Here is a 23622-nt window from a genome sequence, read left to right on the forward strand (position 1 = left end):
CCTAGCCGTCGGAGGAGGAGAAGAGGAGAGGGGTGGTGCGCGGGGTTGCCGGGGCGCCCGGGGTGCTGGGACCGCCGGGCGCGGTCCGCGCGCGCGGCACGTGCGGTCCGGCGGCCGGGACGGACGTGTCCGGGGTCCGGGTGAGCACGGCCAGCGGGGGTGCTCCGGGCCGGGTGGGCAGGGTGCGTGCGGTCATGCCGGACTCGGCGACGACGTCCTTCAGGCCGAAGGGCGCCCAGCGGTAGGAGTCGTGGACCTCGCGTTGCGCCTGCGGGGCGCCGTCCCGGTAGACCCGCCAGGTGGAGTGCAGGCGCATCGCGCCGTCCTCCGCCTCGTCCGGTGCGCCGCCGAACGACCACTCGTAGCGGTGGCGTCCGGCGGTCGCGGTGGCGAGCCGGGTCTCGGGCAGGGTCGTCGGCTCCTCGAACTGCATGAGTTCGACGATCACGAGTCCGCCGGGCGCCAGCCGCCGGGTAACCCGCTGCCACAGCCTGGCCCGCTCCTCCGCGTCGAGGTGGCCGAGGACTCCGCAGAGCAGGACGACGCTGATCCGGTCGGGAAGGTCGAGCTCGGGAGCGGCGTCCGCGGTGACGGTCACCCGGGTCCGCAGGTCCTCGTCGCTGAAGACCCGGCTGGTGAGCACGGCGCGCATGCCGACCGACGGTTCGCAGGCGATGATCTCCGCGTCCGGCCGTGCCCGGGCGACCGCCTCGGTCAGCAGACCGGTGCCGGCGCCGATGTCCACCACCGGCCCGGTGCCGAGGTCGGCGTCGGCGAGGAGCGCGGCCACGGCCGGGGCGATCGCGGTCGCGGTGTGTTCGGCGGCGACGAGGTCGAAGAACTCGGCCGACGGGGAGTACGCGGCGGCGTCCGACGGCCGGCCCGGCGTCGTTTCCGGTGCGGGGCGGACCGGCACCCCGTCCGAGCCGGGACCCGCCGCGACCCGGGCGTCGTGAGGCGGGGCCGGCTCGGGGCGGGGCTGCCGGGACCGCTCCTGTGCGGGGAAGACGTCGCTCACCGCGAGGGGGCGCGGCGTGGCCGGCCGGACGATCTCGGGAGGCCCCAGCCGGGCCGCGAGGTCGGTCCAGAGGCGGCACACAGCCAGGTCGTACTGGCCCGCGCGCAGAGCGTCGCCGCCCTGCGCGATGGCGGCGCGGAGCCCGTCGAGCGCGCTGCCGATCGCTTCCGGCCACAGGTCGGAGAAGACGGTGCGGAAGGAGCCCGTGCTGCCGACCACCGCCGTGCTCCCGAGTCCCAGGCGGCCGGTGCCGGGGCCGTCCAGGACGAAGCGCTGGTCGGCGTCCCGCCCGATGTGCATCCGGGGGCTCCACAGGACGGGCCCGTGGGTGTCGGCCAGGGTGAGGACCCCGCCCTCCGTGCCGAGGGAGATCCGGTGCCAGTGCAGGGCGTGGTTGTCCCGGTCGGACGGGTCGAGCTGGTGGTGCACCCTCAGGGTGAGGGGCGCGCCTGCGAATACGCCGTGCAGGGAGCGGAACGGCTGGGGGCCGATGCCAGCGGGCAGCGGTGCCGGGTCCGCGAAGCGCCAGGGTCGCAGGGTGCCCATGGCCTGCCCGAGGATGTCCACCAGGGGGTGCATCAGGTGGATGGGGGTGGCGGCGTCCAGGAAGAGCGGGCGCTGCCGTGCGACGAGCCGCCGGGCCGCCTCGATGAAGGAGCGGACCGGGGCGACGTGCGGGTAGTGGGTGTTGAGCCGGTACTGCACCCCTCGGCGGCGGGCGTGCTTGAGGTTCTCCGTCAGCTCGGTGACGTGCAGGGGGTGTTCCTGGAGCACGTGGATGCCCCGGTCCATGAGCGCCCGGGCCAGGTCGGTTCCCTGCCCGCCCGAGATGGATGAACTCACCGCGACGCAGGCGGCGTCGACGTCGTCGGGGAGGTCGCCGACGTCCGTGTGGAAGGGGACGCCCAGGCTCTCGGCGTACTCCCTGGAGGCTTGCGATCCCCGGCTCAGGATGCCGGCCAGGGTGTATCCGGGGCGCCGGCGTGCGGCTTCGGCGTAGAAGCGGCCGAAGTTGGTGCCGCAGACCAGCACGCGCAGTGGTGTCAAGGCGCTCACAGGACGCCCTCCTCCTCCAGCTCGGCGCCGGCCGTCGCCCCGGTGAGCCGGAGGTCCGCGCCCCCGTGAGAGCGCAGGTGCCGCACCACGGTGTCGGGGTCCAGCACGTCGCAGGCGAAGCGGACGCCCGCCGGAACCCCGCCCCGCAGTACCGCGTCCACCGCCAGGGCTCCCACAGCGGCGGTGAGCCGGTAGCTGCTGGCCGTGCGCAGGGTCGCGCCGACGGTCGCGGGCGCCCCGGAGGCGGTGCCCGACAGCACGAAGTCCATGACGTAGTAGGGCTTGCGTCCGGCCAGGTCGAGCTCGGCGGCGAGGATGAGCCGCTCCGCCAGGCGGTCCCGGTCCTCTCCGGCCGCGAGGCGGCCGGGCAGGAGGTTGAGCAGGGCTCGTACGGCGGGGCCGGGGTGGACGTTGTACCAGTCGAGCCGGTCGACGCCCAGGCAGCCTGCGAGGCGTTCGCTCTCGCCGCTGAGGTAGGGCTGTACGGCGACCCGGCCGGGGAACGCCGGGTGCGCGGTGTCCTCGTCGGTGCGCAGGGCGCGCGGCACGCGGCGGCCGCCGCGGACGGCCGCCAGGGCCTCGCCGTAGGCCGCGCCGTCCGCGCCGCCCGAGCTGAGGGAGAGCATCAAGTCGTGCGCCACCGTCGGCGAACAGGGCTCCAGACCCCCGCAGTACGCGGTCAACGCGGCGACACTGTCCAGGCCCTGCCCGGCCAGCCATCGCGGCAGGAGGCTGGACAGGCCGGGCAGGGCGCCCGCGGACAGGACGACCGTGCGGGCGTCGCGGGCCGGATCGCCGCCCTTGAGGAGGTCTTCGGCGGCCGGGTCGTCGCCGGCCACGTCGACGCAGTGCGCGCCGGCGTCGAGTGCTGCGGATGCCACGGTGGCGCGGAGCCGGTAGGTGGGGCCGCCGCAGTTGAGGACGATGTCGCAGCCCTCGGTGAAGGCACGCAGGCCGTCCGGTGCGGTGGCGTCGGCCCAGACCGTCTCGTCGTGGCCGCCGGGGTTCTCCTCGGCGACCTCGCACAGGGCCGCCGCGGTCCGGCCGCCGAGGCGCAGGCCTCTGTGGCCGAGGGCGCGCAGTTCGCGTACGGCGGCCCGGCCGACCGCGCCGGAGGCGCCCAGGACCCCGATCACGGGCTTGGTCATCGGGTGATCGCCCCCTGGGTCAGCTCGGCGAGGGTCTTGAGGATGCCGGGCGCGTGCTCGACGGACAGGCAGCTGTAGTGGTCGCCGCCGATGTCGACGATGTCCAGGTCGCCGAGGGTGAGTTCCTCCCAGTAGGTGGTGACGGCGTCCTTGCTGCCCGGGAAGGGGTAGGCGCCGTCGTGGCGCAGGAAGGTGATGTCACCGGCGTAGGGCTCGGCGTCGTAGCGGGTGATGGCGAAGACGCTCTGCCGGAAGGCGAGGAAGAGCCGTGTCATGTGGTCGGGTTCGTAGGTGCCGGCCGACGCGGGCACCGCCTCGCACATTCGCGCGATGCGGGTGGCGCGGGGAACGCCGGCCAGCTCCCTGAAGCGTCCCGCGACGTCCGCGAACTCTTCGGGCAGTGCGGCGAGTCCGCCGTCCGGCAGGACGCCGGGGCTGGCGGCCAGGACCGCGTCGGCCGCGGCGGCCACCCGGTACTGGTCGTGCGGGAAGCCGAGGTCGGCGGGGTCGATGCCCATCATCACGGCGAAGGAGTACTCGGCGAGCAGCTCGTCGTCGAGCCGGAAGCGGGGGCTGTGGCTGCTGATGACGGTGAGGCTCTCCACCTCCGCCCCGGACTCGGCGAGGTTGCGGGCCACCTCGGTGGCGATCAGGCCGCCCAGGCAGTAGCCGACGACGTGGAAACGGCTGCGGCCGTCGGCGGTCAGGGCGCAGGCGTAGTCGGCCGCCATCTGCTCGATGAGCCCTTCCGGCGGGGCGTTGAGGAAGCCGTTCAGGTCCGGGACCTCCACGCCCACGACCTCGGCGAGGCCCGGTGAGCGGCGCCGGATCTCGGTGATCAGCGCTCGGTACGGCATGATCGTCGCGGTTCCGGCGTGGACCAGTACGGTGGTCGGCTCGTCGTCGGAGCGGGCGCCGTGCAGGTGGATCACCGGGTCCGTGCGCACGGGCCCGGCGGCCGACGCGTCCTCGGTGCCCGCGAGCCCGCGCAGGAACGCGGCGAGCCCGGCGACCGTCGGGCGGCGCAGCATGTGGCGCAGGACGACCTCCCACTCCAGGTCCGCGGCCTGCGGTACGCGTTCACGCAGCCGCCCCACCATGCGGGCGACGAGGAGCGAGTCGCCGCCGAGGTCGAAGAAGTCGTCGCCCCGGGCGACGCTCTCGACCGCGAGGAGTTCCGACCACAGCTCGGCGAGGCCCCTCTCCAGGTCGTCCATGGGCTTCTCGTCCACGACGGCAGGACCGCTCTCGCGGGGCAGCCAGCTGCGCAGGCGGGCACGGTCGGTCTTTCCGTTGGCCGTGCGGGGGAGGGAATCGACGACCTGCCACACCGAGGGGAGCATGTACTCGGGGAGCCGGGTCGCCGCCGTGCGCGCCAGTTCGCCGACCGGGACGTGGTGGCGGTCGTCCTTCAGCGTGGCGAGGAAGACCTCCTGGCCGGTCAGGGCCAGCGCCTCTTGCGCGTCGGGCAACGAGGCGACCTCGGACGCGCCGTGCGCGTCGAGGAGTTCGCGCCACTGCGCGTGGGTGAGGAAGGACTGGCCGGTGTGCTCGCGCACGTCGGTCCACGTCCGTCCCGCGACCTCCAGGAACTCCATGGAGACCAGCAGGGGCAGGTTCTCGTCGCGGGTGTTCTCCACGAACACGAGCTGTCCGCCGGGCACCAGCAGTTCCCGCAGCCGGCCCACGGCCGCGTCCGCGTCGGCTGCGGCGTGCAGGGTGTTGGCGCAGATCACCACGTCGAAGGTGTTGGGCAGCAGATGCTGTGCGCGCAGGTCCTCGTCGACGTCGAAGCGCTGGTAGCGGACCCAGGCGTGGTCGGCGAAGCGTTCGCGGGCCTCGCTCAGGAAGAAAGCGGAGGCGTCGGTGAACAGGTAGTCGACGCCGTACTCGGCGAGGACGGGCACCAGTTCGCCCGTGGTGCCGCCGACGCCGCCGCCCACCTCCAGGACGCGCAGCCGCTCCTCACCGGTGTGGCCCGCGGCAATCTCGCGCAGCGCGGCGACCACCGCGCGGTTGAGGTGCCGAATGGCGAGGTTGTCGCGGTAGGCGGCGTCCGCGGCCTCGGTCGCCGCGCCGGGGAAGAGCAGCTCCCGGATGCCGACCTCCCCGCAGACCAGCTCGGGCAGCTGCTCGGCGCAGGTGCGCATGACGGTGAGCAGTTCCGTGCTCCAGCCGATCTCGTGTTCCAGTTCCGCGGCCCGCCGCCAGCCGCGTTCCGCTTCGCCCTCCGGGACGGCGACGAGACCGGTGTAGGTGTCGTCGGAGTCCCGGTGGGTGAGGCGGTCGCGGGCCGCCAGGGCGCGCAGCCAGCGCCGCACGATGTGCCGGTGGCGGGGCGTGGCGCGCAGTGCCGTGCCCACCTCCTCCGCCGTGCGCGAGGCGCCGTCCGCGAACGCTCCCGAGGCGTCGAGGACACGGGTCATCTCCGCGAGGGCCACGGCGTCGAGGGCGGCCAGGAACTCCGTGAGCCGTGCGGCGTCGACGGCCGCGGAGGCCTCCCGTACGGCATCGGCCGCGGCCGCGCGCGCCTGTGCCCGCGTCGCCGGGGTCCCGGCACGGTCCGCGTCGGCCGTGCCGTCCTTGCGGGCCGTCTCCACGTACGCGGCGAGGCGTCGGCCTCCGGCCGCGGAGTCGTCGACGATGACGGCGCCCGCCGCGACCCGGGGGTGGGCCTGCACGGCGGCCTCGACCTCGGCCAGTTCGACCCGGTAGCCGCGGATCTTGATCTGCGCGTCCTCCCGGCCCAGGAACTCGATGGTGCCGTCGGGGAGGTACCGCCCGAGATCACCGGTGCGGTAGAGCCGCTCGCCGGTGGCGGGGTCGGTGAGGAACCGCTCCGCGGTGCGGCTCTCGTCGCCGAAGTAGCCCAGCGCGACGCCGGCGCCGCCGATGTACAGCTCGCCCGGGACCCAGTCGGGCCGTGGACGCAGGTGCCGGTCGAGCACGGCGAACGTCTGGTTGGTCAGGGGCGTGCCGTACGGGATGCTCGGGCGTGCGGTGTCCACCTCGCCGATCGGATGGGCGATGGACCAGATGGACCCTTCGGTCGCTCCGCCCAGGGAGACGATCTCCAGCCCGGGGAGGAGTTCTCGGGCCTGATCCGGCAGCGCGACGGGTATCCAGTCGCCGGATATCAGTGCGAGGCGCAGCGAGGCGTCGGCCGCGGGGGGCTCGGAGCGCAGCCAGTCGCAGAGCATGTGGAGCTGGCCGGGTACGGAGTTCCACACCGTGACGCCGAAGTCACGGACGAGTTCGGCCCAGTGGGAGGGGTCGCCGCGCCGGTCGGCGTGGGGCAGGACGAGGGTGGCGCCGACGGCGAGCGGTCCGAACAGGTCGTAGACGGAGAGGTCGAAGCCGAGTCCCGCAATGCCGAGGACGCGGTCGCGGTCGGTGACGGTGAAGCGGCAGTTGATGTCCTCGATCGTGTTGAGGGCGGCTCGGTGGCTGATCATCACGCCCTTGGGCGTGCCGGTGGAGCCCGAGGTGTAGATGATGTACGCGAGGTCGTCCGGGTCGCGCCGTGCCGCGTTCGCACGGAACGTGGCCGCGGCATCCTCGGGGAGCAGGTCGACGGGGACTGCTGTGACGTCCGCTGGGAGGTCGTCGATCTCGGCGAGCCAGGACTGGGTGAGGACCGTGCGGACGCCCGCGTCCGCGATGATCGTGTCCCGGCGGGCCGGTGGCTGGGCCGTGTCGACAGGCAGGTAGGCACCGCCCGCCATGAGCGTGCCGAAGACGGCGACGACCTGCTCCCAGCCCTTGTCCGCCCAGATCGCCACGGGTTCCCCGGGGCGCAGTCCGGATGCGGTCAGTGCCTCGGCGAGAGCGCTCGCCCGGGCCACGAGCTGCCGGTAGGTGAGGGCCAGTTCGGGGGTGCGGACCGCGATGGCGTCCGGTGTGGCCCGGGCCTGGGCGAGTACGGGTTCGTGCAGGAGGGCGTCCGGCAGGGGTCCCTCGGTCGCGTTGACCGCATGGCGGCGCACCGCCTGTGCCTCGGGAAGCGGGATCTCGGCCGCCGCGTCCCAGGCGGCGTCGCCGGCCTCGCCCTCGGCCGCCAGGGCCCGTACGAGTGCCGTGTACGCCTCGAACATGGCGTCGGCCACCCCGTGGGCGAGGGCGCCCTCGCGGATGTCCCAGGACAGGCTCAGCGTGTCGCCGCGGTGCATGACCTGGCAGTCGAGCCACACCTGCGGGGTCCGGGTCACGGCGTACGTCACCTCGGGCGGTACACCTTCGGAGGTGGCGCCGGCGCCGAGGGCGCTGGTGAAGACGACCGGCATCAGCACCGGGGCACCGGCCCTGCGGGACAGCTCGGCGAGCACCTCCGAGCCGGTGAACAGGGGATGCGCGAGGTCTTCCAGGAGCCGCGCCCCCACGGAACGCGTCCGCTCCGTGAAGGTGGCCGGGTGGTCCAGGTCCACGGCGAGCAGTTCGAGCGAGGTGAAGTCGCCGACGAGGCGGCCGATGTCCTCGTGCAGGTCGGGCCGGTCCACCGTGGGCACGTTGAGCGTCAAGCGGCTGGTGCGCGACCAGCGGCCGACCGTCTCGGCGTACGCGGTGAGCAGTGCCGTGGAGAGGGTCAGTCCGCGCCGCGCGGCCCGCCCGGTGAGGCGGTCCCGGTCGGCCGCAGGCAGCAGGACCTCCAGCCTGCGAAAGGTCACCGCGTCCGCGGGAGCCGGAGTGCGGCCCGTCTCCCCCGGGTCGCCGACTCCCGCCTCCCAGGTTTCGGCGAGGGGCAGTTCGGGCGCGGGCGGCAGGGTGTCGAGCCGTTCGCTCCAGTAGGCCCGGTCGCGGGCGTGCGCGTCGGAGTCGGCGAGGGCGCGGCGGGCCAGGACGTAGTCGCGGAAGGCGATCCGGGGTGCCTCGGAGAGGGGTTCACCGCCGTAGTTCCGCTGGAACTCCGCGAGGAGGATGCGCAGGCTGGCGTGGTCGACGACCAGCATGTCGAAGGAGAGGTGGAGCACGTCCCGCTCCGCGGTCCGGCTCACGTGCACCTCGAAGAGCGGCCACTGGTCGGTGGGCGCCTCGCGTGCGGACAGCCGCGCACGGGTGCGCCCCAGCTCCACCTCGGCGGCGGCCGGCGCGAGGGCGGTCAGATCGTCGGCCTCGACGACGAGGGAGGGTACGTCGGCCAGTACCTGCTGGTAGCCGTCGTGGTGGACGACGGCGCGGAGCATGTCGTGCCGCCGGACCAGCTCGCGCCACGACGCGGTGACGCGGTCCACGTCCAAGTCCGGGTATGCCAGTTCGACGTAGGCGTGGCAGCCGACACCGCCGTAGGCGTAGGCGTCGGTGCGGCCGATCAGATAGGCGGCCTGGATGTCCGTCAGCGGGAAGGGCGCGTGGCGGTTGGCCGGGTCGGCCCGCAGCGCCGGTTCCTCCGCCTCCAGGTGGCACAGGATGGCTTCCTTGTGGGTCCGCAGTTCGACCCGGTGTGCGTCGGTGAGGCGGCCCTGGGGGGCGCGGAAACGCAGTTGTCCGTCCTGGGCCCAGAACACGACGCCCTCGTCGGCGTAACGGGCCAGCAGTTCAGCGATGTTCACAGCTCTCCGGTCTCGTAGGCGGTCCCGTGGGCCGCGAGCGTTCGGGTGATGTCCGCGGCGAGCGCGGCGAGGGTCGGTGCGGCGAAGAAGCGCCGGGCGGGCACGGTGGCCCCGATGCGGCGCTCGATCGCGGTGAGCAGACGCAGGGCGGTGAGGCTGTCGCCACCCGCGGTGAAGAAGTTGGCGTGGCGGTCGGGCGTCCAGTGCGGCAGGTACTCGCTCCACAGGCCGGCGAGGGCCGCCTCGGTCTCACCGCGTGGCGGTTCGGCCACGGCGGGCGCCGTCTCCGGTCCGGCCAGAGCGGCCAGGGCCGTCCGGTCGACCTTGCCGTTCGCGGTGAGCGGCAGGGCCGGCACCAGCTGGATGCGGGAGGGGACCGCGTAGACGGGCACGCGCTCGGCCAGCAGGGCGAAGAGGCTTTCGGTGAGGCCGGGGTCCGCCGCGGGTGCGCCGGACTCGACGGCGCCGGCGGGCTCGGCGTGCGTCGGCGCGTGCGGTACGGCGAATGCGGCCAGGCGCTTCGCGGTGCGCTCCCCCACCGCCACGACGGCGGCTCGGGCGACAGCCGGGTGGGACTCCAGCGCGGCCTCGATCTCGCCGGCCTCGATGCGGTGGCCGGCGATCTTCAGCTGGCTGTCGAGGCGGCCCAGGAACTCCAGCAGTCCGTCTCCCCGGAACCGGCCCAGGTCACCGGTCCGGTACCAGCGCCGCCCGCCCTGTTCGACGAACTTCTCGGCGGTGCGCGCCGGGTCGGCCAGATATCCGCGGGCCAGTCCGGCACCGCCGATCCACAGTTCGCCGGGCGTCCAGTCGGGGCAGTCCCGTCCGTCCCGGTCGACGACGCGGTAGTGCTGCCCGGTCAGGGGACGTCCGTAGGGGATGGAGACCCACCGGGGGTCCGGCTCCCCGACGGTGAGCGTGTTGGACCAGATGGCGGCCTCGGTCGCGCCGCCCATGGCGACGAAGGCGCAGGGACGGTCGGTGCGTTCCCGCAGGCGGCCGGGCAGGTCGAGACCGATCCAGTCGCCGGAGACCAGCGCGGTCCGCAGCCCCGCGAAGCACCCGCCCTCCGGCGCCTCCTGCTCGTCGGCGTCGAGGAGCAGGTCGAGCAGGGCCGGGACGGTGTTCCAGACGGTCACCCCGTGGCGGTCGAGCAGGCTCGGCCAGCGGGCCGGTTCACGGCGCTGGTCCTCGGTGGGCAACAGGAGGGAGCCGCCCGCGCCGAGCAGTCCGAAGACGTCGTACACGGACAGGTCGAAGTCCAGTGCCGACAGGGCGAAGACGCGATCGTCCCGACCGATGCCGTGCCGGGCGTTGATGTCCGCGATCGTGTTCCAGGCGGCCGCGTGGGTGATCTGCACCCCCTTGGGCTCGCCGGTGGAACCCGAGGTGAAGATGACGTAGGCGAGCGCTTCGGGAAGTACCTTCCATGGTGCGGGCAGCGGCTCGTGGCCCTGCGTGTCCGAGAGGGACAGGGCGCGGGGACTCGTCCTTCCCGGAGCGGGCCAGTCGCCCACGACGACCTGGAAGGCGGCGGTGGCGCGCACCCGCTCCAGTCGTGCGGCGGGCTGTTCGAGGCTCAGCGGTACGTAGGCGGCACCTGCCGCGAGGACACCGAGGGCCGCGGCGATCTGCTCCGGTCCCTTCGGCAGGGTCACCGCGACCAGGTCGCCCGGAGCCACGCCGGCGTCGCCGAGCGCGGCGGCCGTGCGCAGCGCCCGGTCGGCGAGGGTTCCGTACGTCACCTCCTCCCCCGCGGTCGTGACGAGGGCGGTCCGGTCGGGGGCGGCCTTCGCGTGGGCGAAGAACGCGGCGTGCAGCGGGCGCGGGTCCACCGGTTCCAGGGCGGCCTCCCGTGCGGCGGCGGCCCGCCGTTCGAGGTGGGAGGCGGGCGGCAGGTCGGGCAACGGCGCGTCCCAGTCACCGGCGACGGCGTACCGCAGCAGCCTGCCGTAGGCGTCGAACATCGCGTCCAGTACACCCTCGGGGAAGAGTTCCTCGACGGCGTCCCAGGTGACGACCAGGTTCCCGGACTCCTCGGTGACCTGGTTGTCCAGGCACACCTGCGGGGACTGCGAGATGCCCCAGACCTTGGCGGGGAGGCCGGTGCCCGGTCCGGCCAGGGTCGCGTCCCCGACGCCGACGGCGCTGGTGAACACCACGGGCGCGGCGGCGTCCACGGTGCCGGTACGGCGGCCGAACTCCCGCAGCAGCCAGTCGATCGGGACGTTCGGGTGGTCCAGGTCCTCAGCCTGGCGGTGTTGCAGTGCCACGGCCGCCGCCAGCCAGGACGCGCCGTCGCGCCGGTGCCCCGCCAGTGAGAGGGAGGTGAAGTCGCCCAGCACCCGGTGGATGTGGGGGTGGACGTCGCGGCGGTTGAAGAGGGTGAGCGTGACGGTCAGCGCGTCCGTCCCGCTCCATGCCTCCAGGACCTCCGCGTACAGGGCCAGCAGGACGGTGGACGGGGTGAGGCCGTGCCGGGCCGCCTCCCGCTTGACGGCCCGCCAGTCCTCGGCGGGCAGGCTCAGCCGGCGCCGGGTGAAGACGGGCGCGTCGAGGGTCGCCGGGTCCCGGTCGAAGGGCAGGGCCGGCGGGGGCGGGAGTTCGGACAGCCGCTCCTGCCAGTGGGCGCGGGCCCGCTCGGCCGACTCCGGGTCGGTGGTGAGCCCGGTGAGGTAGTCGCGGAACGACACGTCGATGGGCGGCAGTTGGTGCTCGGGGTCGGCGTAGAGCGCGTTCAGTTCGGCGTAGAGCGTGGTGATGGAGAGGGCGTCGAGGACCAGGTAGTCCAGGCCGATTCCGATGCGGGTGCGTGCGACGCCCCCGTCGTGGTAGCGCACCGCCTCGACCGCGAAGAGGGGCCACCGGGCGGGGCCGCGCACCTGCTGGGACAGGCGGGCGCGCAGGCCGGCCAGCGCCTCCGTCGCGTCGCCGGCCGGGACGTCCGCCACCGGTATGCGCAGGGGCGGTACGTCGGGCAGGACGCGCTGGTGTCCGTCCTCCACGACCGCGCGGAGCATGGCGTGCCGCCGGACGAGGGTGTTCCAGGCGCGCTCCAGTCGGCCGAGGTCGATGTCGGTGCCGTCGAACTCGGTGTAATGCCAGGTGCCGACGCCGCCGAGGGTGAAACGGGGGTCGCGGCCGGTGTAGTAGGCGGCCTGGACGTCCGTGAGCGGGAAGGGCTCGTGGGCGCGGCCCGGGTCGGGCACGAGGACCGACGCCGGGGCCGGTACGGGCTGTGCGTCCGTGGCGGCGGCGTGCAGCGTCTCGCAGAAGTGCTGCAGCACGGGGCGGGCGAAGAGGTCGGCCACGCGGGCGCCGGGGAATCCGGCGGCACGCAGCCGGCCGATCATGCGGGTCGCGACGAGCGAGTCCCCGCCGAGCAGGAAGAAGCTGCTCTCCCGGCCCACCTCGGGCACGTCGAGCAGGTCGGCCCACTGGGCTGCCACCGCGGTCTCCACCGGTCCCATCGGCGCCGAGGTTCGAGGGCCGTCGTCCTCAGCCGCCTCGGTCAGCGCCCGGCGGACGGCCGCCCGGTCCAGCTTGCCGTTGGCGGTCAGCGGCAGGTCGCGCAGGACGAGCAGGCGCTCGGGGACCATGTAGGCAGGCAGCCGCTGCGCCGCCCGCAGGCGTACCTGGTCGGGATCGGGTGCCTCGCCGGGGGCGGACACGGCGGCGGCGAGGTGCCGTGCGGGCGTGTCGAGGACGCAGGCGACCGCGTGCAGCACGGCGGGGTCGTCCTCCAGGGCTGACTCGACCTCGCCGAGTTCGATCCGGTGACCGCCGATCTTCACCTGGTGGTCGGCGCGACCGAGGAACTCCAGTGCGCCGTCGGGCCGGTAGCGGGCCAGGTCACCGCTGCGGTACCAGCGTTCGCCGTCGTACTCGACGAAGCGTTCGGCGGTGCGCCCGGGGTCCGCACGGTAGCCGTTGGCCACGCCGGGCCCGCCGATCCACAGCTCGCCGGGGACGAGGTCCGGGCAGTCGCGCCCCCGCCCGTCCACGACCCGGGCCCGCATGTTGCGCAGCGGAACGCCGTAGGGGACGGACTTCCAGGCGGGGTCGGTCTCCTCGACCTCGAAGACCGTGGAGTGGACGGCGGCCTCCGTCATGCCGCCGAGCGCCACGAAGCGGCAGCCGGGCACGAGGGCGCGCAGTCTGCGGGGCTGGTCGAGGCCGACCCAGTCCCCGCCGAGCAGGACCATGCGCAGACAGTCGCCGAGGCCGTGGTCCTCCCCGGCGGCCATCAACAGGTCCAGCAGGGCGGGCACGCACTGCACCAGCGTCACGCTGTGCGCGCGCACGAGGTGGGCCCAGTGGTGGGCGTCGCGGCGGTGCTCCTGTCCGACGGCCACCACCTGACCGCCGAGCGACAGCGGGGTGAAGATGTCCCAGGTGGCGAGGTCGAAGTCGAGCGCGGAGATCGCGAGGGTGCGGTCCGCCGGGCCGAGGCCGAGCTGCTCCTCCATCGCCTCGACGGTGTTGACGACGGCGCGGTGCGAGACCTCGACGCCCTTGGGCAGCCCGGTGGAGCCGGACGTGAACAGGATGTAGGCGGGCAGGGCGGGGTCCGGCTGGACGACGGGGGCGGGCTCGTGCGTCCCGGCGTCCTCCAGGAGCAGCACCGGGGCCGCGGAAACCCCCTCACAGAGCGGCGCGTACTCCCGGTCGGTGAGCACGGCGGAGGCACCGGCCACGGAGTGGATGCGTTCGCGGCGTACGGCGGGCTGCTCGACGCCGACGGGGGCGTACGCGGCACCCGCGGCCAGGATGCCGAGGACGGCGGTGATCTGGTCGCCGCCCTTGGGCAGCGTCAGCGCAACGGTGTCGCCCTCGCGCACGCCGTGGCCGCGCAGCAGCGCGGCGATCCTGCGGGCGGCGTCGGCGAGTCCGCCGTAGGTGAGGGTGTCGCCGCCGGGGCGGACGACCGCGACGCGGCCCGGCTCGGCCTCGGCGAGCCGGAAGAAGCGGGTGTGCAGGGCGCGGTCCGGTACGGGCGTGGGTGGCAGCGCGGCCACCGCGCGCCCCGGCAGGACACCGGGGGCGAGCAGGCCGTCCACCGGCCGGGCCCAGGTGTCGGGATCCGTGATCAGACGGGTGATGAGGCGGCGGTAGGCGTCGAACGCGGCGTCGGGCACACCTGCCTCGAACACGCCGTCCCTGACGTCCCAGTTGAGGAGGAGGCCGCCGTCGAGTTCGGTGACTTGGGCGTCCAAGTAGACCTGGGGGCCCTGGGAGATGATCCAGGAGGGGCGGCCGAAGGACTTCTGGACGTCCTGCTCGAAGATCTCGCCCAGTCCGATAGCGCTGGTGTAGACGACCGGCGCCAGTACCGGGGCCCCCTCGGCGCGGGCCAGGTCGCGCAGGACCTCGACGCCGCCGTACGCGCCGTGAGAGATGCTTTCCTGAAGGCGTTCCTGAAGGCCGCGGGCCTGCCGGGCGAAGGGCAGGGACGCGCTCATGTCCGCGTCGATCAGGACCGAGCTGCTGAAGTCCCCGACCAGACCGGCCACGTCCGGGGTGAACATCTCACGGTCGAACAGCGGGAGGTTGAGCAGGAAGCGCCGGCTGTCGCTCCAGGCGGCGACGACCTCGGCGAAGGCGGTGGCGAGGGCCGCGGCGGGGGTGATGCCGTGCCGTCGTGCGGCGCCGATCAGTGCCGCCTTGTCGGTGGGACCCAGCCAGTGGTGCAGGCGGCGCGAGTGGGTGAGCGTGGGGTCGCCGGCGCTGACCGGGGTCAGCGGGTCGACGGTCGTCGGCAGGCGCGGCGCGCGGGGCAGCTCCGGCAGGCGCTCGCGCCACCAGGCCGCGTGCTGCTCGCGTTCCGCCTTCCGCCGGGCGTCGTGCTCCGCGAGGTACCTGCGGTAGTCGAGGCCGAGTGCGAGGGGCCGGTCGTCGGGACAGTCGTAGAGGCGGCGCAGATCGGACAGGAGGACACGCAGGCTCAGGGCGTCACCGGCCATCATGTCCAGGTCGATCTGCAGCCGGGTCCGGCCGTCGGGGAGCAGGCACAGGGCCGCGCGGAAGACGTCTCCGGAGGTGATGTCGGGGCGGGCGTGGGTGTTGCGTTCGCGCAGCAGCTCAAGCTCGGTCTCGGCGTCCTGCGGATCGCGGTCACGCAGGTCGCGGACGGTGAGGGGGGCTCCCGGCGGGCCGAAGCGCTGCCGGCCCTCCTCGTCGAAGACGGCCCTCAGCATGCCGTGGCGGAGCACGAGGGCGCGCAGGGCGGTGTCGAGCCGGTCCGGGTCGACCTCCTGGCCGTCGAGCTCAACGTAGAAGTGCGCGGCGACGCCGCCGAGGGGCTGGCCGTCCTGGCGTCCGATCCAGTAGGCGTGCTGCATCGTCGCCAGCGGGAAGGACTCCCCCGGTTCCTCGTCGGTGGGAGCGTGGAGCGCGGTGGCCGGACCGGCCGGCGCGGGGCGCGTCGGTGCCTCGACGGGACGCTCCTGCCCGAGCAGGGCCGTCCAGGCGTGGAGGGTCGGGGTGCGGGTCAGCTCCTGGAAGGTGACCGTACTGCCCGCGCGGCGCCATGTGCCGGCAAGGGACATCAACATCAGTGAGTCGAGACCGAGTTCGAAGAGGTCGCGGTCGTCGTCCAGCTCGTGCGGCGCCATCTCCAGCGCACGTGCCACCGCTTGACGCACGACGTCCGGCGTGAAGAGGGACCTCTCACCTTTCGCCGTTCGCGCTGGGACGACTGCTTCATCGCTCACTGATGGGGCCTTCCGGTCTGAGGGGGCGGGTGAAGTGGCCGCGTCGGCGGCGGGGCTTGGTCCGAGGGACCGAAGCCACCCTAGATAGAAATGATTTTCATTTCTATACTTCACATCGTAGTCACACAAGGGGCCGCGGCGCCAGAGCCCTCGGCACGGCAATGAGAGGCAGAACCCCATGACCGAGACTGAACAGACCTGGTCCGAGGCGGAGTCGGCGCACTACCGGACCGCCGGCCACTGGGAGGGAGTCACCTTCGGCGCACGCCTGCGCCGGGCGGCGGCGGACCACGGGAGCCGTGTCGCCCTGGTCGACGGGGACCGCCGGTGGACCTACGCGGACCTGGACGCCGAGGCCGACCGCGTCGCACACGGACTGCGCGGGCTCGGCGTCGGGCGGGGTGACCGCGTCGTGGTTCAGCTCCCCAACCGCGCCGAGTTCCTGCTCGTCTGGTTCGGGCTGCAGCGCCTCGGAGCGGTCCCGGTGCACGCCATGCCCGGCCACCGGCGCCGGGAGATCGGTCATCTGGTACGCGTGTCGGGTGCAGTGGCCTGTGTGGTGCGCGACCGGCACGCGCGGTTCGACTACCGTGAGCTGATGCGCTCGGTGCGGGCGGAGAACGGGCCGAGCGGCTCGCCGCTGACCGTCGTCGTGGTCGGCGATCCCGGTCAGGAGAGCGGATTCGTCTCGTTCGAGGCACTGCGGGCGGCTTCTCCCTCGCCGCTCGGACGCACCTCGCCGGACGCCCCGCCGACGCCGGGTGCCGACGACGGCGGAGCGGACCCCGGCGACATCGCCCTCCTGCTGCTGTCCGGCGGAACCACCGGACTTCCCAAGCTCATCCCCCGCACCCACGACGACTACGCGTACAACGCCCGCGCCTGCGCCGAGGTCTGTGCCCTCGACGAACAGACCGTCTACCTGGCGGTGCTGCCGCTCGGGTTCAACTTCGCCTTCGCCTGCCCCGGTGTACTCGGCACCCTCCTGGCCGGCGGCACGGTCGTGGTCGCCCCGGATCCCAGCCCGCAGACGGCGTTCGCTCTCGTCGAGCGAGAAGGCGTGACCCTGACGTCCCTCACGCCTCCGCTCGTCACCCACTGGGTGGATGAGGCCGCCTCCGGCTCCTGGAACCTCGGCAGCCTCGCCCTGGTGCAGGTGGGCGGGGCCCGGCTGCCGGAGGAGCATGCCCGGAAGCTCGGCCCGGCACTCGGGGTGACCGTGCAGCAGGTCTTCGGCATGGCGGAGGGGCTGATCAACCTCACGCGGCTCGACGATTCCGAGGACCTCGTCTGCGCCACCCAGGGCCGTCCCGTCTCGCCGGACGACGAGATCCTGGTGGTGGACGCCGACGGCAGGCCCGTGCCGGACGGGGCGGCGGGCGAACTGCTCACCCGGGGCCCGTACACGCTGCGCGGCTATTACCGGGCCGAGGAGCACAACCGCACGGCGTTCACTCCGGACGGCTATTACCGGACCGGTGACGTGGTGCGGCGGCTGCCGTCCGGTCACCTCGTGGTGGTGGGCCGCATCAAGGACCAGATCAACCGCGGTGGCGAGAAGATCGCCGCGGTCGAGGTGGAGGAGCAGCTGCTCGTGCATCCGGCGATCACCGCGGCGGCGCTGGTGGGTGTGCCGGACGAGCGCCGGGGTGAGCGGACCGTCGCCTTCGTGGTGTGCGACGGCGAGGCTCCGGGCGTGCGGGATGTGGCCGCCCATCTCAAGGAGCGCGGACTCGCCGAGTACAAGGCGCCGGACGAGGTCGTCCAGGTGTCCGATCTCCCGCTCACGGCTGTCGGGAAGGTCGACAAGGCCACCCTGGCGCGGGAGTTGCTCCGCCGGTGACGCGCGGCACGGAGGGGCGCCCGCCTCTGTGCCGGGCGCCCCTCCGGCCCACCGTGTGAGGCCCTTCAACCGCGCCTACTTCGGCACGGTGAGGACCGGGCCGCCCTCATGGGCCAGCAGATTCCGGGTGACGGCATGCTCCGGGTTCACCAGGACGCGGTCGGGCGGGCCGGCTTCCACTACCCGGCCCTCGTCCAGGACGACGACCTGGTCCGCGCGGGAGGCCGCGGCCGCCAGGTCGTGCGTCACCATGACGACGGTCAGGCCCAGCGTCCGACGCAGCTCGTCCAGCAGGTCCAGAACTCTGCCCCCCGTCTCCGGGTCGAGCGCCGAGGTGATCTCGTCGCAGACGAGGACACGCGGCCCGGCGGCGAGCGTCCGCGCCAGTACCACGCGTTGACGCTGGCCCCCCGACAACTCCCCCGGTCGGCGTCCCAGTACGCTGTCGTCCAGTCCGACCAGCCCCAGCAGCCGCACCGCTTCGTCGGACGCGTCCCGCGGCGACCGGCCTCCGACCCCCCTGAGCGGGCGGGTCAGCGCCGCGCCCACGGACTCGCGCGGGTTGAGAGCACCGCGGGCGTCCTGTGCGACGAGTTGCACCGGGGCCCCGCGTCCCCGTGGCGCGCCCTCACCCCGCCACTCGACAGTCCCCGCCGCCTTCGGACGAAGCCCCGCAAGGCATCGGGCGAGGGTGCTCTTCCCTGATCCCGACGCCCCCACGACGGCGGTGCAGGAGCTCGCCGGGACGGTGAGGGAGACGTCGTGCAGCACGGCGGTCCGCCCGTGGACGGCCTGCAGTCCCCGCGCGAAGAGCCCGTCGGACACGACGGGTGCGGCAGCAGTGGCGCGGGGGATCTCGTCAGGAGAGCCGCCGACCGAGGACGCGCCGGACGGCTGGACAGGCAACGGCGCGACCGGCGTACCGCGGCCGACGATCCGCCCCGCTTCCAGGCGGATCACGTCTTCCGACACCGATCCGAGCCAGGCCGGGTCATGGCTGACCAGCAGCGCGGCGCGGTCTCCCTCTCGCAGGGTCTCGGCCAGCAGACCGCGCATTCCGTCCGCCAGGACCGGGTCCAGACCGCTGGTGGGCTCGTCGAGGACCAGCAGGCTGGGCCGGCCCGCCAGGGCCAGCGCGAGCGCCACCCTCTGGGCCTGCCCACCCGACAGCTCCCGGGGCAGCCGCCGCCGGAAGTTCCTGTCGGCAGGCAGCCGCACGGACAGCAGCAGTTCTTCCACCCGCGCGCGGACGCCCTCGCCGCCCGCCACGGCCGAGCGCAGTCGCACCGCCTCGGCGATCTGGGTACCGATCCGCAGCGCGGGATTCAGCGAGGAGGCCGGGTCCTGTCCCAGGAAGGAAACGACCCTGCCGCGCAGCCGGTGAGCGTCCGCCGGGTCGAACGGATCGAGGCCGGCCACCCGGACGGTTCCGGCGCGGGCCTCCAGCCCGGGACGCACATGCCCGAGCAGGCCGTGCGCCAGACTGCTCTTGCCCGACCCCGACCGGCCGACGATGCCCAGCACCTGCCCGGCGGGCAGCGAGAGGGAGGCATCGCGCAGGACGGGCGGCCCTCCGGCCGCGGGGCCCACCGTCAGCCCGCTGATCTCCGCGAGCGTTCCGGCGTCCGACGCGCTGACGGTCACGCGGCTCATGCGGCACCCCTTCCCGCCCAGTCCGCCAGCCGCCCGGCCAGCAGGCCGACGCAGACGGACAGCAGCACGAGCAACAGCGCCGGAGCGAGGAACGGCGCGGCGGCCAGCGTCGCTCCGGGGGCGTTCTCGCTCACCATGCGTCCCCAGTCGGGCGCCGCCCCACCCGGTCCTAGGCCGAGGAAGCCCGCGGTGGCGGTGAGGCGGAGGGAGGCGACCAGGCGCAGCGCGGTGTCCATCAGGGCCGGTCCGGCGATGTTGGGCAGCACGTCGTGGCGCAGCACGGCCCAGCGGCCGTCGCCCCGGGCCAGGGCGGCTTCGACGTACCCGCTGCCGAGAACGGTGTCCGCCGCGGCACGCAGCACACGGGTGGAGAACGGGGCGGTGGCCAGGGCGACCGCCGCCACCAGGGCGGCGTGGCTGCCGGGGAACCCCGCGGCCAGGACCAGGACGACCAGGAGGCCGGGGAGCACCGCGAGGGCGTCCACGCAGCGGAGCAGCAGGTTGCCCAACCGGCGGGAGGCCAGGGCCGCCAGTACGCCGACAGCCGTCCCGACGGCTCCGGCCGCCGCCGTACCGGCCAGGGCGGTGAGGACGATGGTGCGGCCTCCGGCGAGCGCCCGGCTCGCCACGTCCCGGCCCAGCACGTCGGTGCCGAGGAGGAAACGGCCGTCGGGCTGCTGGAAGGGCGCGGCGAGCTGCGCGGTGGGACTGTGCGGGGCGACCAGCGGGCCCAGCAGGGCGAACAGCAGGACGAGCAGGGTGGCCGCCCCCGTGATCAGCGGTGGCCGACGGCGCCGGGGTGTGCCCGGCCGGTCGGCGCGTAGCCGTCTCCCCGGCGGGGTGAGGACCGTCGTCATCGTCCGTGCCCTTCCCCTGCGCCCAGCAGACGCGCGCAGATGTCGCCCGCCAGCAGCACCATGAGCATCACCCCGGCGAGCGCGGTGGCGATGCCCTGCACCATGGGGATGTCCCGTGCCGCGACGGCCAGTTGGAGTTCCCGGCCGATCCCGGGGTAGTCGAAGACGTTCTCCACCACCACCGCCGAGCCGACCAGCGCCCCCGTGGTGAGGGTGAGCGCCTGGACGGCGGGGCCCGCGGCGTTGGGCAGGATGTGACGGACGGCGAGCCGCATCCCGCGCACTCCGTTGAGCCGTGCGGCTTCGCAGTAGGGGGTGGCCGCGACGTCGGCGACGGAGACCCGCAGCAGTCTGGTGGCCACCGCGAGACCGACCGCGCTGAGTGTCAGTACGGGCAGGACCAGCGCGTGCGGCACGTCGAGCGGCGTGCCGCCCAGGGGGATGACGGAGACCCGCGGCAGGATCTCCAGCCACACGGCCAGGACGGCGACGAGCAGCGCGGCGACGACGAACTCCGGTATCGCGGCCAGGGTCTGGGCGGCCGTCGAGACGAAGCGGTCGGCGGCGCCGCCGCGCAGACCGGTCCACAGGCCCAGCAGCGTGGCGAGCGGCGCGGTGACCGCGAGGGTCAGTCCGGCGAGGAGCAGGCTGCTCGGCAGCCGGGTCGACAGGACCTCGGTGACCGGCCGGTCTCCCACGAAACCACGGCCCAGGTCCCCCTGGACCGCGCCCGCGAGCCAGTCCGCGTACCGCTCGGCGGCCGGCCGGTCCAGGCCGAGCTCGGCCCGGACGTCGGCGCGCTGCGCCTCGGAGGCGTCCACTCCCGCGACCGCGCTCACGGCGTCCCCGGGGAGAACCGCCGTCGCCGCGAAGATGACGGCCGACAGCAGGACGAGCAGGACGACCGCCCCCGCGAGGCGACGGCCGACGAACGCGGCCAGGTTCACGTCAGCGAGGCCTGGGAGAAGCCGGGGAACTGCTCGAAGAGGTCGTCGCGGATCCCGGTGACCCCCTTGGCCTGGGCGTTCAGGTTCGGCTTGAAGACCGGCAGCACCTGGTTGCCGTCCTCCCAGCGCGTACGCTGCGCCTGGGTGCCCAGCCTCTTCGCCTCCCGGCTGTCGCTCTCGGCACGGGCCTTGGCGACGAGGGCGTCGGTCGCGGACTCCTTCCATCCGAACGCCGAAGGCGATCCGCCGGCCGTGCTCATCTGGTAGGTCGACAGCGCGGGGATGGGCATCTGGTAGGAGCCGGCCAACGGCAGCGCCGCGTACGCGGGGAAGTCCGCGTACAGCTGCCCCGCGGGCAGTTCCCGGACGGAGGCGCGGACACCCACCTTCTTCAGGTCCTCCACGAAGAGGGTGGCCATCTCCACCATGCCCGGCGTCTCGGGGCCGGTCGTCAGCGTCACCTTCATCCCGTCGGCCCCCGCCTCCTTGAGCAGCGCGCGGGCCCGCTCCGGGTCGTGGGCGCGCTGGGTCAGGCCCTCGGCGTAGTCGGGGAAGCCGATGGAGGGGAGGTCGTTGCCGACCTGGGCGTTGCCGTAGAACACGGTCTTCACCATGGCCTGCCGGTCGACGGCGAGCTTGAACGCCTCCCGCACCCGGGGGTCGTCGAAGGGCTTGGCGCTCATGTTCATCTGGAAGGAGAGGCCGACCAGGTAAGGGCTCTTCGTGGGGACGAGTTCGACCTTCCCGTTGTCGTCGAGCGTGCGCGCGGTGACGGGTGACAGGTCGTGGGCGAAGTCGATCTCGCCGCTGGTGAGCGCGCCGGCCCTGGCGGTCGAGTCCGCGATCGAGCGCAGCTCCAGGCCGTCCAGGTGAGGCACGTGGCCGTAGTGGTCGTCGTAGCGCTCGAACGCGGAGCCCTGGCCCGCGGTGAACTCGGTCAGCCGGAAGGGGCCGCAACTGGGCATGCCCTTGCGGAAGGCCTTCGTGCCGTTCTTGACGACGAGGAAGTTGCCCTGACACAGAATCATGCGGCCGTCGGCGATGGGCCGGAGCGTGGGCAGGACGACCTTCAGGTCACCGTCGGCCTTGGCGTGTGCGAGGTCGAAGTTGGCGGCGGCGAGCCGGTACACGGGCAGGGTGCTCTTGGCCGCGAGGGCGCTGAGAGAGTGCAGGATGTCGGCGGAGGTCAGTTCGGAGCCGTCGGTGAAGCGGACGCCGGGCCGCACGTGCAGGGTGTAGGCCGACAGGTCGTCGGAGATGTCGATGCCCTTGAGCACGCCGTAGCGCACCCCGTCGGCTCCGCTCGGGTCCAGGTTGCCGAGCGTGCCGTGCCAGGCGCGGGCGCGCACGAGGTCCAGTGCGGAGGGGCCGTTGAAGAAGTCGAGGGACTCGGAGGCGCCGCCGCCGACGAAAGCGGCTCGCAGTGTGCCGCCCGAGCGGGGCGAGGCGCCCGCTCCGGCCTTCCCGTCGGAGCGGGGCTCGTCGGTGGAGCACGCGGCCAGCAGGCCGGGTCCGACCGCCAGAGCCGCGGCACCCGCCGCTCCCCGACGGAGGAAGGCACGGCGATCGAACTGTCTGGACATGTTTCTCCTTGACGTTCCGCAAGCTGAACCGAGCACCGGGAGATCTCCACGGCACATGAACTGAGGCCCGGACGAGGGCGGGTGACCGGTGGACGACGAGCGCGCGTACGAACTGGTCGTGCCGTCGACAGCGATCGGTCCAGTCGGCGTCTACCGCAGGGTGAGAGCTCCGGACGGGCAGGACCGCACGGCCTCGCACACGGCGTCCGACTGGGACGCCGGCGGCTGCTCGGCGAGGACGAGCACGAGCCCGTCCTCGTCGTCCTGGTCGAAGACGGCGGGCGCGGCGAGCACGCACTGTCCCGCCCCCACGCACCGGTCCCGCTCCGCACTGACTCTCTCGTGTCCGGACGCCTGGTCTGACAAGGTCATGAGGGCCCCTCCCCGGTAGCCGCGCACGTCATCGACGGCACGACAACCAGACAATAGACGAAAACGACTTCCATCTTCAACTAGCACCGGTCCACTACTGGTGCGCCATGCACCCCCGTTCAAACGAGAGTTACGCCACCCTCCCCGTTATTGAACACGATTATCACATCCATCTACGATGCTCATGTTCACATCAACCCCAGGAGGGTGCTTTGCTCTCGACCACGACTCGTGCGGCGCTATTCACCGGGGCTGCCATCGCCGCTGTCGGCCTCGCGGCCGCCCCCGCGCAGGCCGCCCCCATCACTCTCTCCGAAGGGCACGTCGACGTCGTCGACATCGGCTACGAGGACGGGGCCCTCGGGCTCGTCCTGGCCGAGGAGACCACTGGTACGGAGGTGGAGCACGACCCGGCCGACGTCGTCCTCCACGTCAAGCCCGAGGCCGAGACGACCGTTCCCGCGGACTCCGCCTACTCGTTCCTCGGATCCCCGGGCGACCCTGTGTGGATACTCCCCCAGACCAACAACCCCGACCTGCTGTACGCGGGTTGGGCCGCCCACGAGGTGGACACCGGTGTCTTCCAGGGCGACGCCGTGCAGTTGCAGCTGACCGCGGTCGACGGGCCGGCGGACGTGAGCGTGTTCGACGTCGGCGGCAGCGGACCCACGAAGCGGTTCGACAGTGGTGACGGCCTGCCCGACTCCGTGAACGTCGCGGCCGGGGAGCACCACCACACCAACTGGGCGTTCGAGGCGGAGGGCGAGTACGCACTCACCTTCAAGGCGACCGGCACGCTGCTGGACGGCACGACCGTCAACTCGGACCCGGTGAACTACCACTTCACCGTCGGCTGAGCAGCAGCTCGGTGCAAAGGCCGTAGGGG

The 23622-nt window shown here is 73.5% G+C and carries 11 protein-coding genes; 2 read left to right on the forward strand and 9 right to left on the reverse strand.

The window, feature by feature from the left end; translation table 11 throughout:
- Window position 1 precedes the first annotated feature (1 nt).
- The 4 genes from ABS735_RS17980 to ABS735_RS17995 are packed head-to-tail and all read right to left on the reverse strand — an operon-like array spanning window position 2 to window position 15382.
- Window positions 2-2074, reverse strand: a complete 2073-nt coding sequence (locus ABS735_RS17980; protein ID WP_373903405.1) for a Gfo/Idh/MocA family oxidoreductase — start codon at window positions 2072-2074, stop codon at window positions 2-4.
- Window positions 2071-3222 carry a saccharopine dehydrogenase NADP-binding domain-containing protein gene (locus ABS735_RS17985; protein WP_373903403.1) on the reverse strand — a complete coding sequence of 384 codons (1152 nt, stop codon included), beginning with the start codon at window positions 3220-3222 and terminating at the stop codon, window positions 2071-2073. Before ABS735_RS17985 ends, ABS735_RS17980 begins: the two co-directional genes overlap by 4 nt.
- Window positions 3219-8768 (reverse strand): non-ribosomal peptide synthetase, encoded by a 5550-nt coding sequence (locus tag ABS735_RS17990; protein WP_373903402.1) that lies wholly within the window; start codon window positions 8766-8768, stop codon window positions 3219-3221. Before ABS735_RS17990 ends, ABS735_RS17985 begins: the two co-directional genes overlap by 4 nt.
- Complete coding sequence (locus ABS735_RS17995) at window positions 8765-15382, reverse strand: amino acid adenylation domain-containing protein (RefSeq protein ID WP_373903439.1); 6618 nt, start codon at window positions 15380-15382, stop codon at window positions 8765-8767. The genes ABS735_RS17990 and ABS735_RS17995 overlap by 4 nt, the downstream gene beginning before the upstream one ends.
- Window positions 15383-15659: 277 nt before the next feature.
- Here ABS735_RS17995 and ABS735_RS18000 point away from each other — a divergent pair, with 277 nt between their 5' ends.
- Window positions 15660-17324 carry a (2,3-dihydroxybenzoyl)adenylate synthase gene (locus ABS735_RS18000; RefSeq protein WP_373903401.1) on the forward strand — a complete coding sequence of 555 codons (1665 nt, stop codon included), beginning with the start codon at window positions 15660-15662 and terminating at the stop codon, window positions 17322-17324.
- 75 nt (window positions 17325-17399) lie between these two features.
- Here the strand turns inward: ABS735_RS18000 and ABS735_RS18005 are convergent, their stop codons facing one another.
- The 5 genes from ABS735_RS18005 to ABS735_RS18025 form a co-directional block, all read right to left on the reverse strand.
- Entirely contained in the window at window positions 17400-18977 is a 1578-nt protein-coding gene (locus ABS735_RS18005; RefSeq protein ID WP_373903400.1) for an ABC transporter ATP-binding protein, read from the reverse strand.
- The gene (locus ABS735_RS18010) at window positions 18974-19834 is read right to left on the reverse strand and encodes an ABC transporter permease subunit (RefSeq protein WP_373903399.1); all 861 of its coding nucleotides are present in this window, start codon (window positions 19832-19834) and stop codon (window positions 18974-18976) included. Before ABS735_RS18010 ends, ABS735_RS18005 begins: the two co-directional genes overlap by 4 nt.
- Complete coding sequence (locus ABS735_RS18015; protein WP_373903398.1) at window positions 19831-20781, reverse strand: ABC transporter permease; 951 nt, start codon at window positions 20779-20781, stop codon at window positions 19831-19833. Before ABS735_RS18015 ends, ABS735_RS18010 begins: the two co-directional genes overlap by 4 nt.
- Complete coding sequence (locus ABS735_RS18020) at window positions 20778-22364, reverse strand: ABC transporter substrate-binding protein (RefSeq protein WP_373903397.1); 1587 nt, start codon at window positions 22362-22364, stop codon at window positions 20778-20780. Before ABS735_RS18020 ends, ABS735_RS18015 begins: the two co-directional genes overlap by 4 nt.
- 150 nt (window positions 22365-22514) lie before the next feature.
- Window positions 22515-22736, reverse strand: a complete 222-nt coding sequence (locus ABS735_RS18025; protein WP_373903396.1) for a ferredoxin — start codon at window positions 22734-22736, stop codon at window positions 22515-22517.
- 212 nt (window positions 22737-22948) lie between these two features.
- Here ABS735_RS18025 and ABS735_RS18030 point away from each other — a divergent pair, with 212 nt between their 5' ends.
- Complete coding sequence (locus tag ABS735_RS18030) at window positions 22949-23593, forward strand: choice-of-anchor M domain-containing protein (protein WP_373903395.1); 645 nt, start codon at window positions 22949-22951, stop codon at window positions 23591-23593.
- Window positions 23594-23622 lie beyond the last annotated feature (29 nt).

The organism is Streptomyces sp. MMCC 100 (assembly GCF_041538145.2).
In the GTDB taxonomy this organism is placed as follows: Bacteria; Actinomycetota; Actinomycetes; order Streptomycetales; family Streptomycetaceae; genus Streptomyces.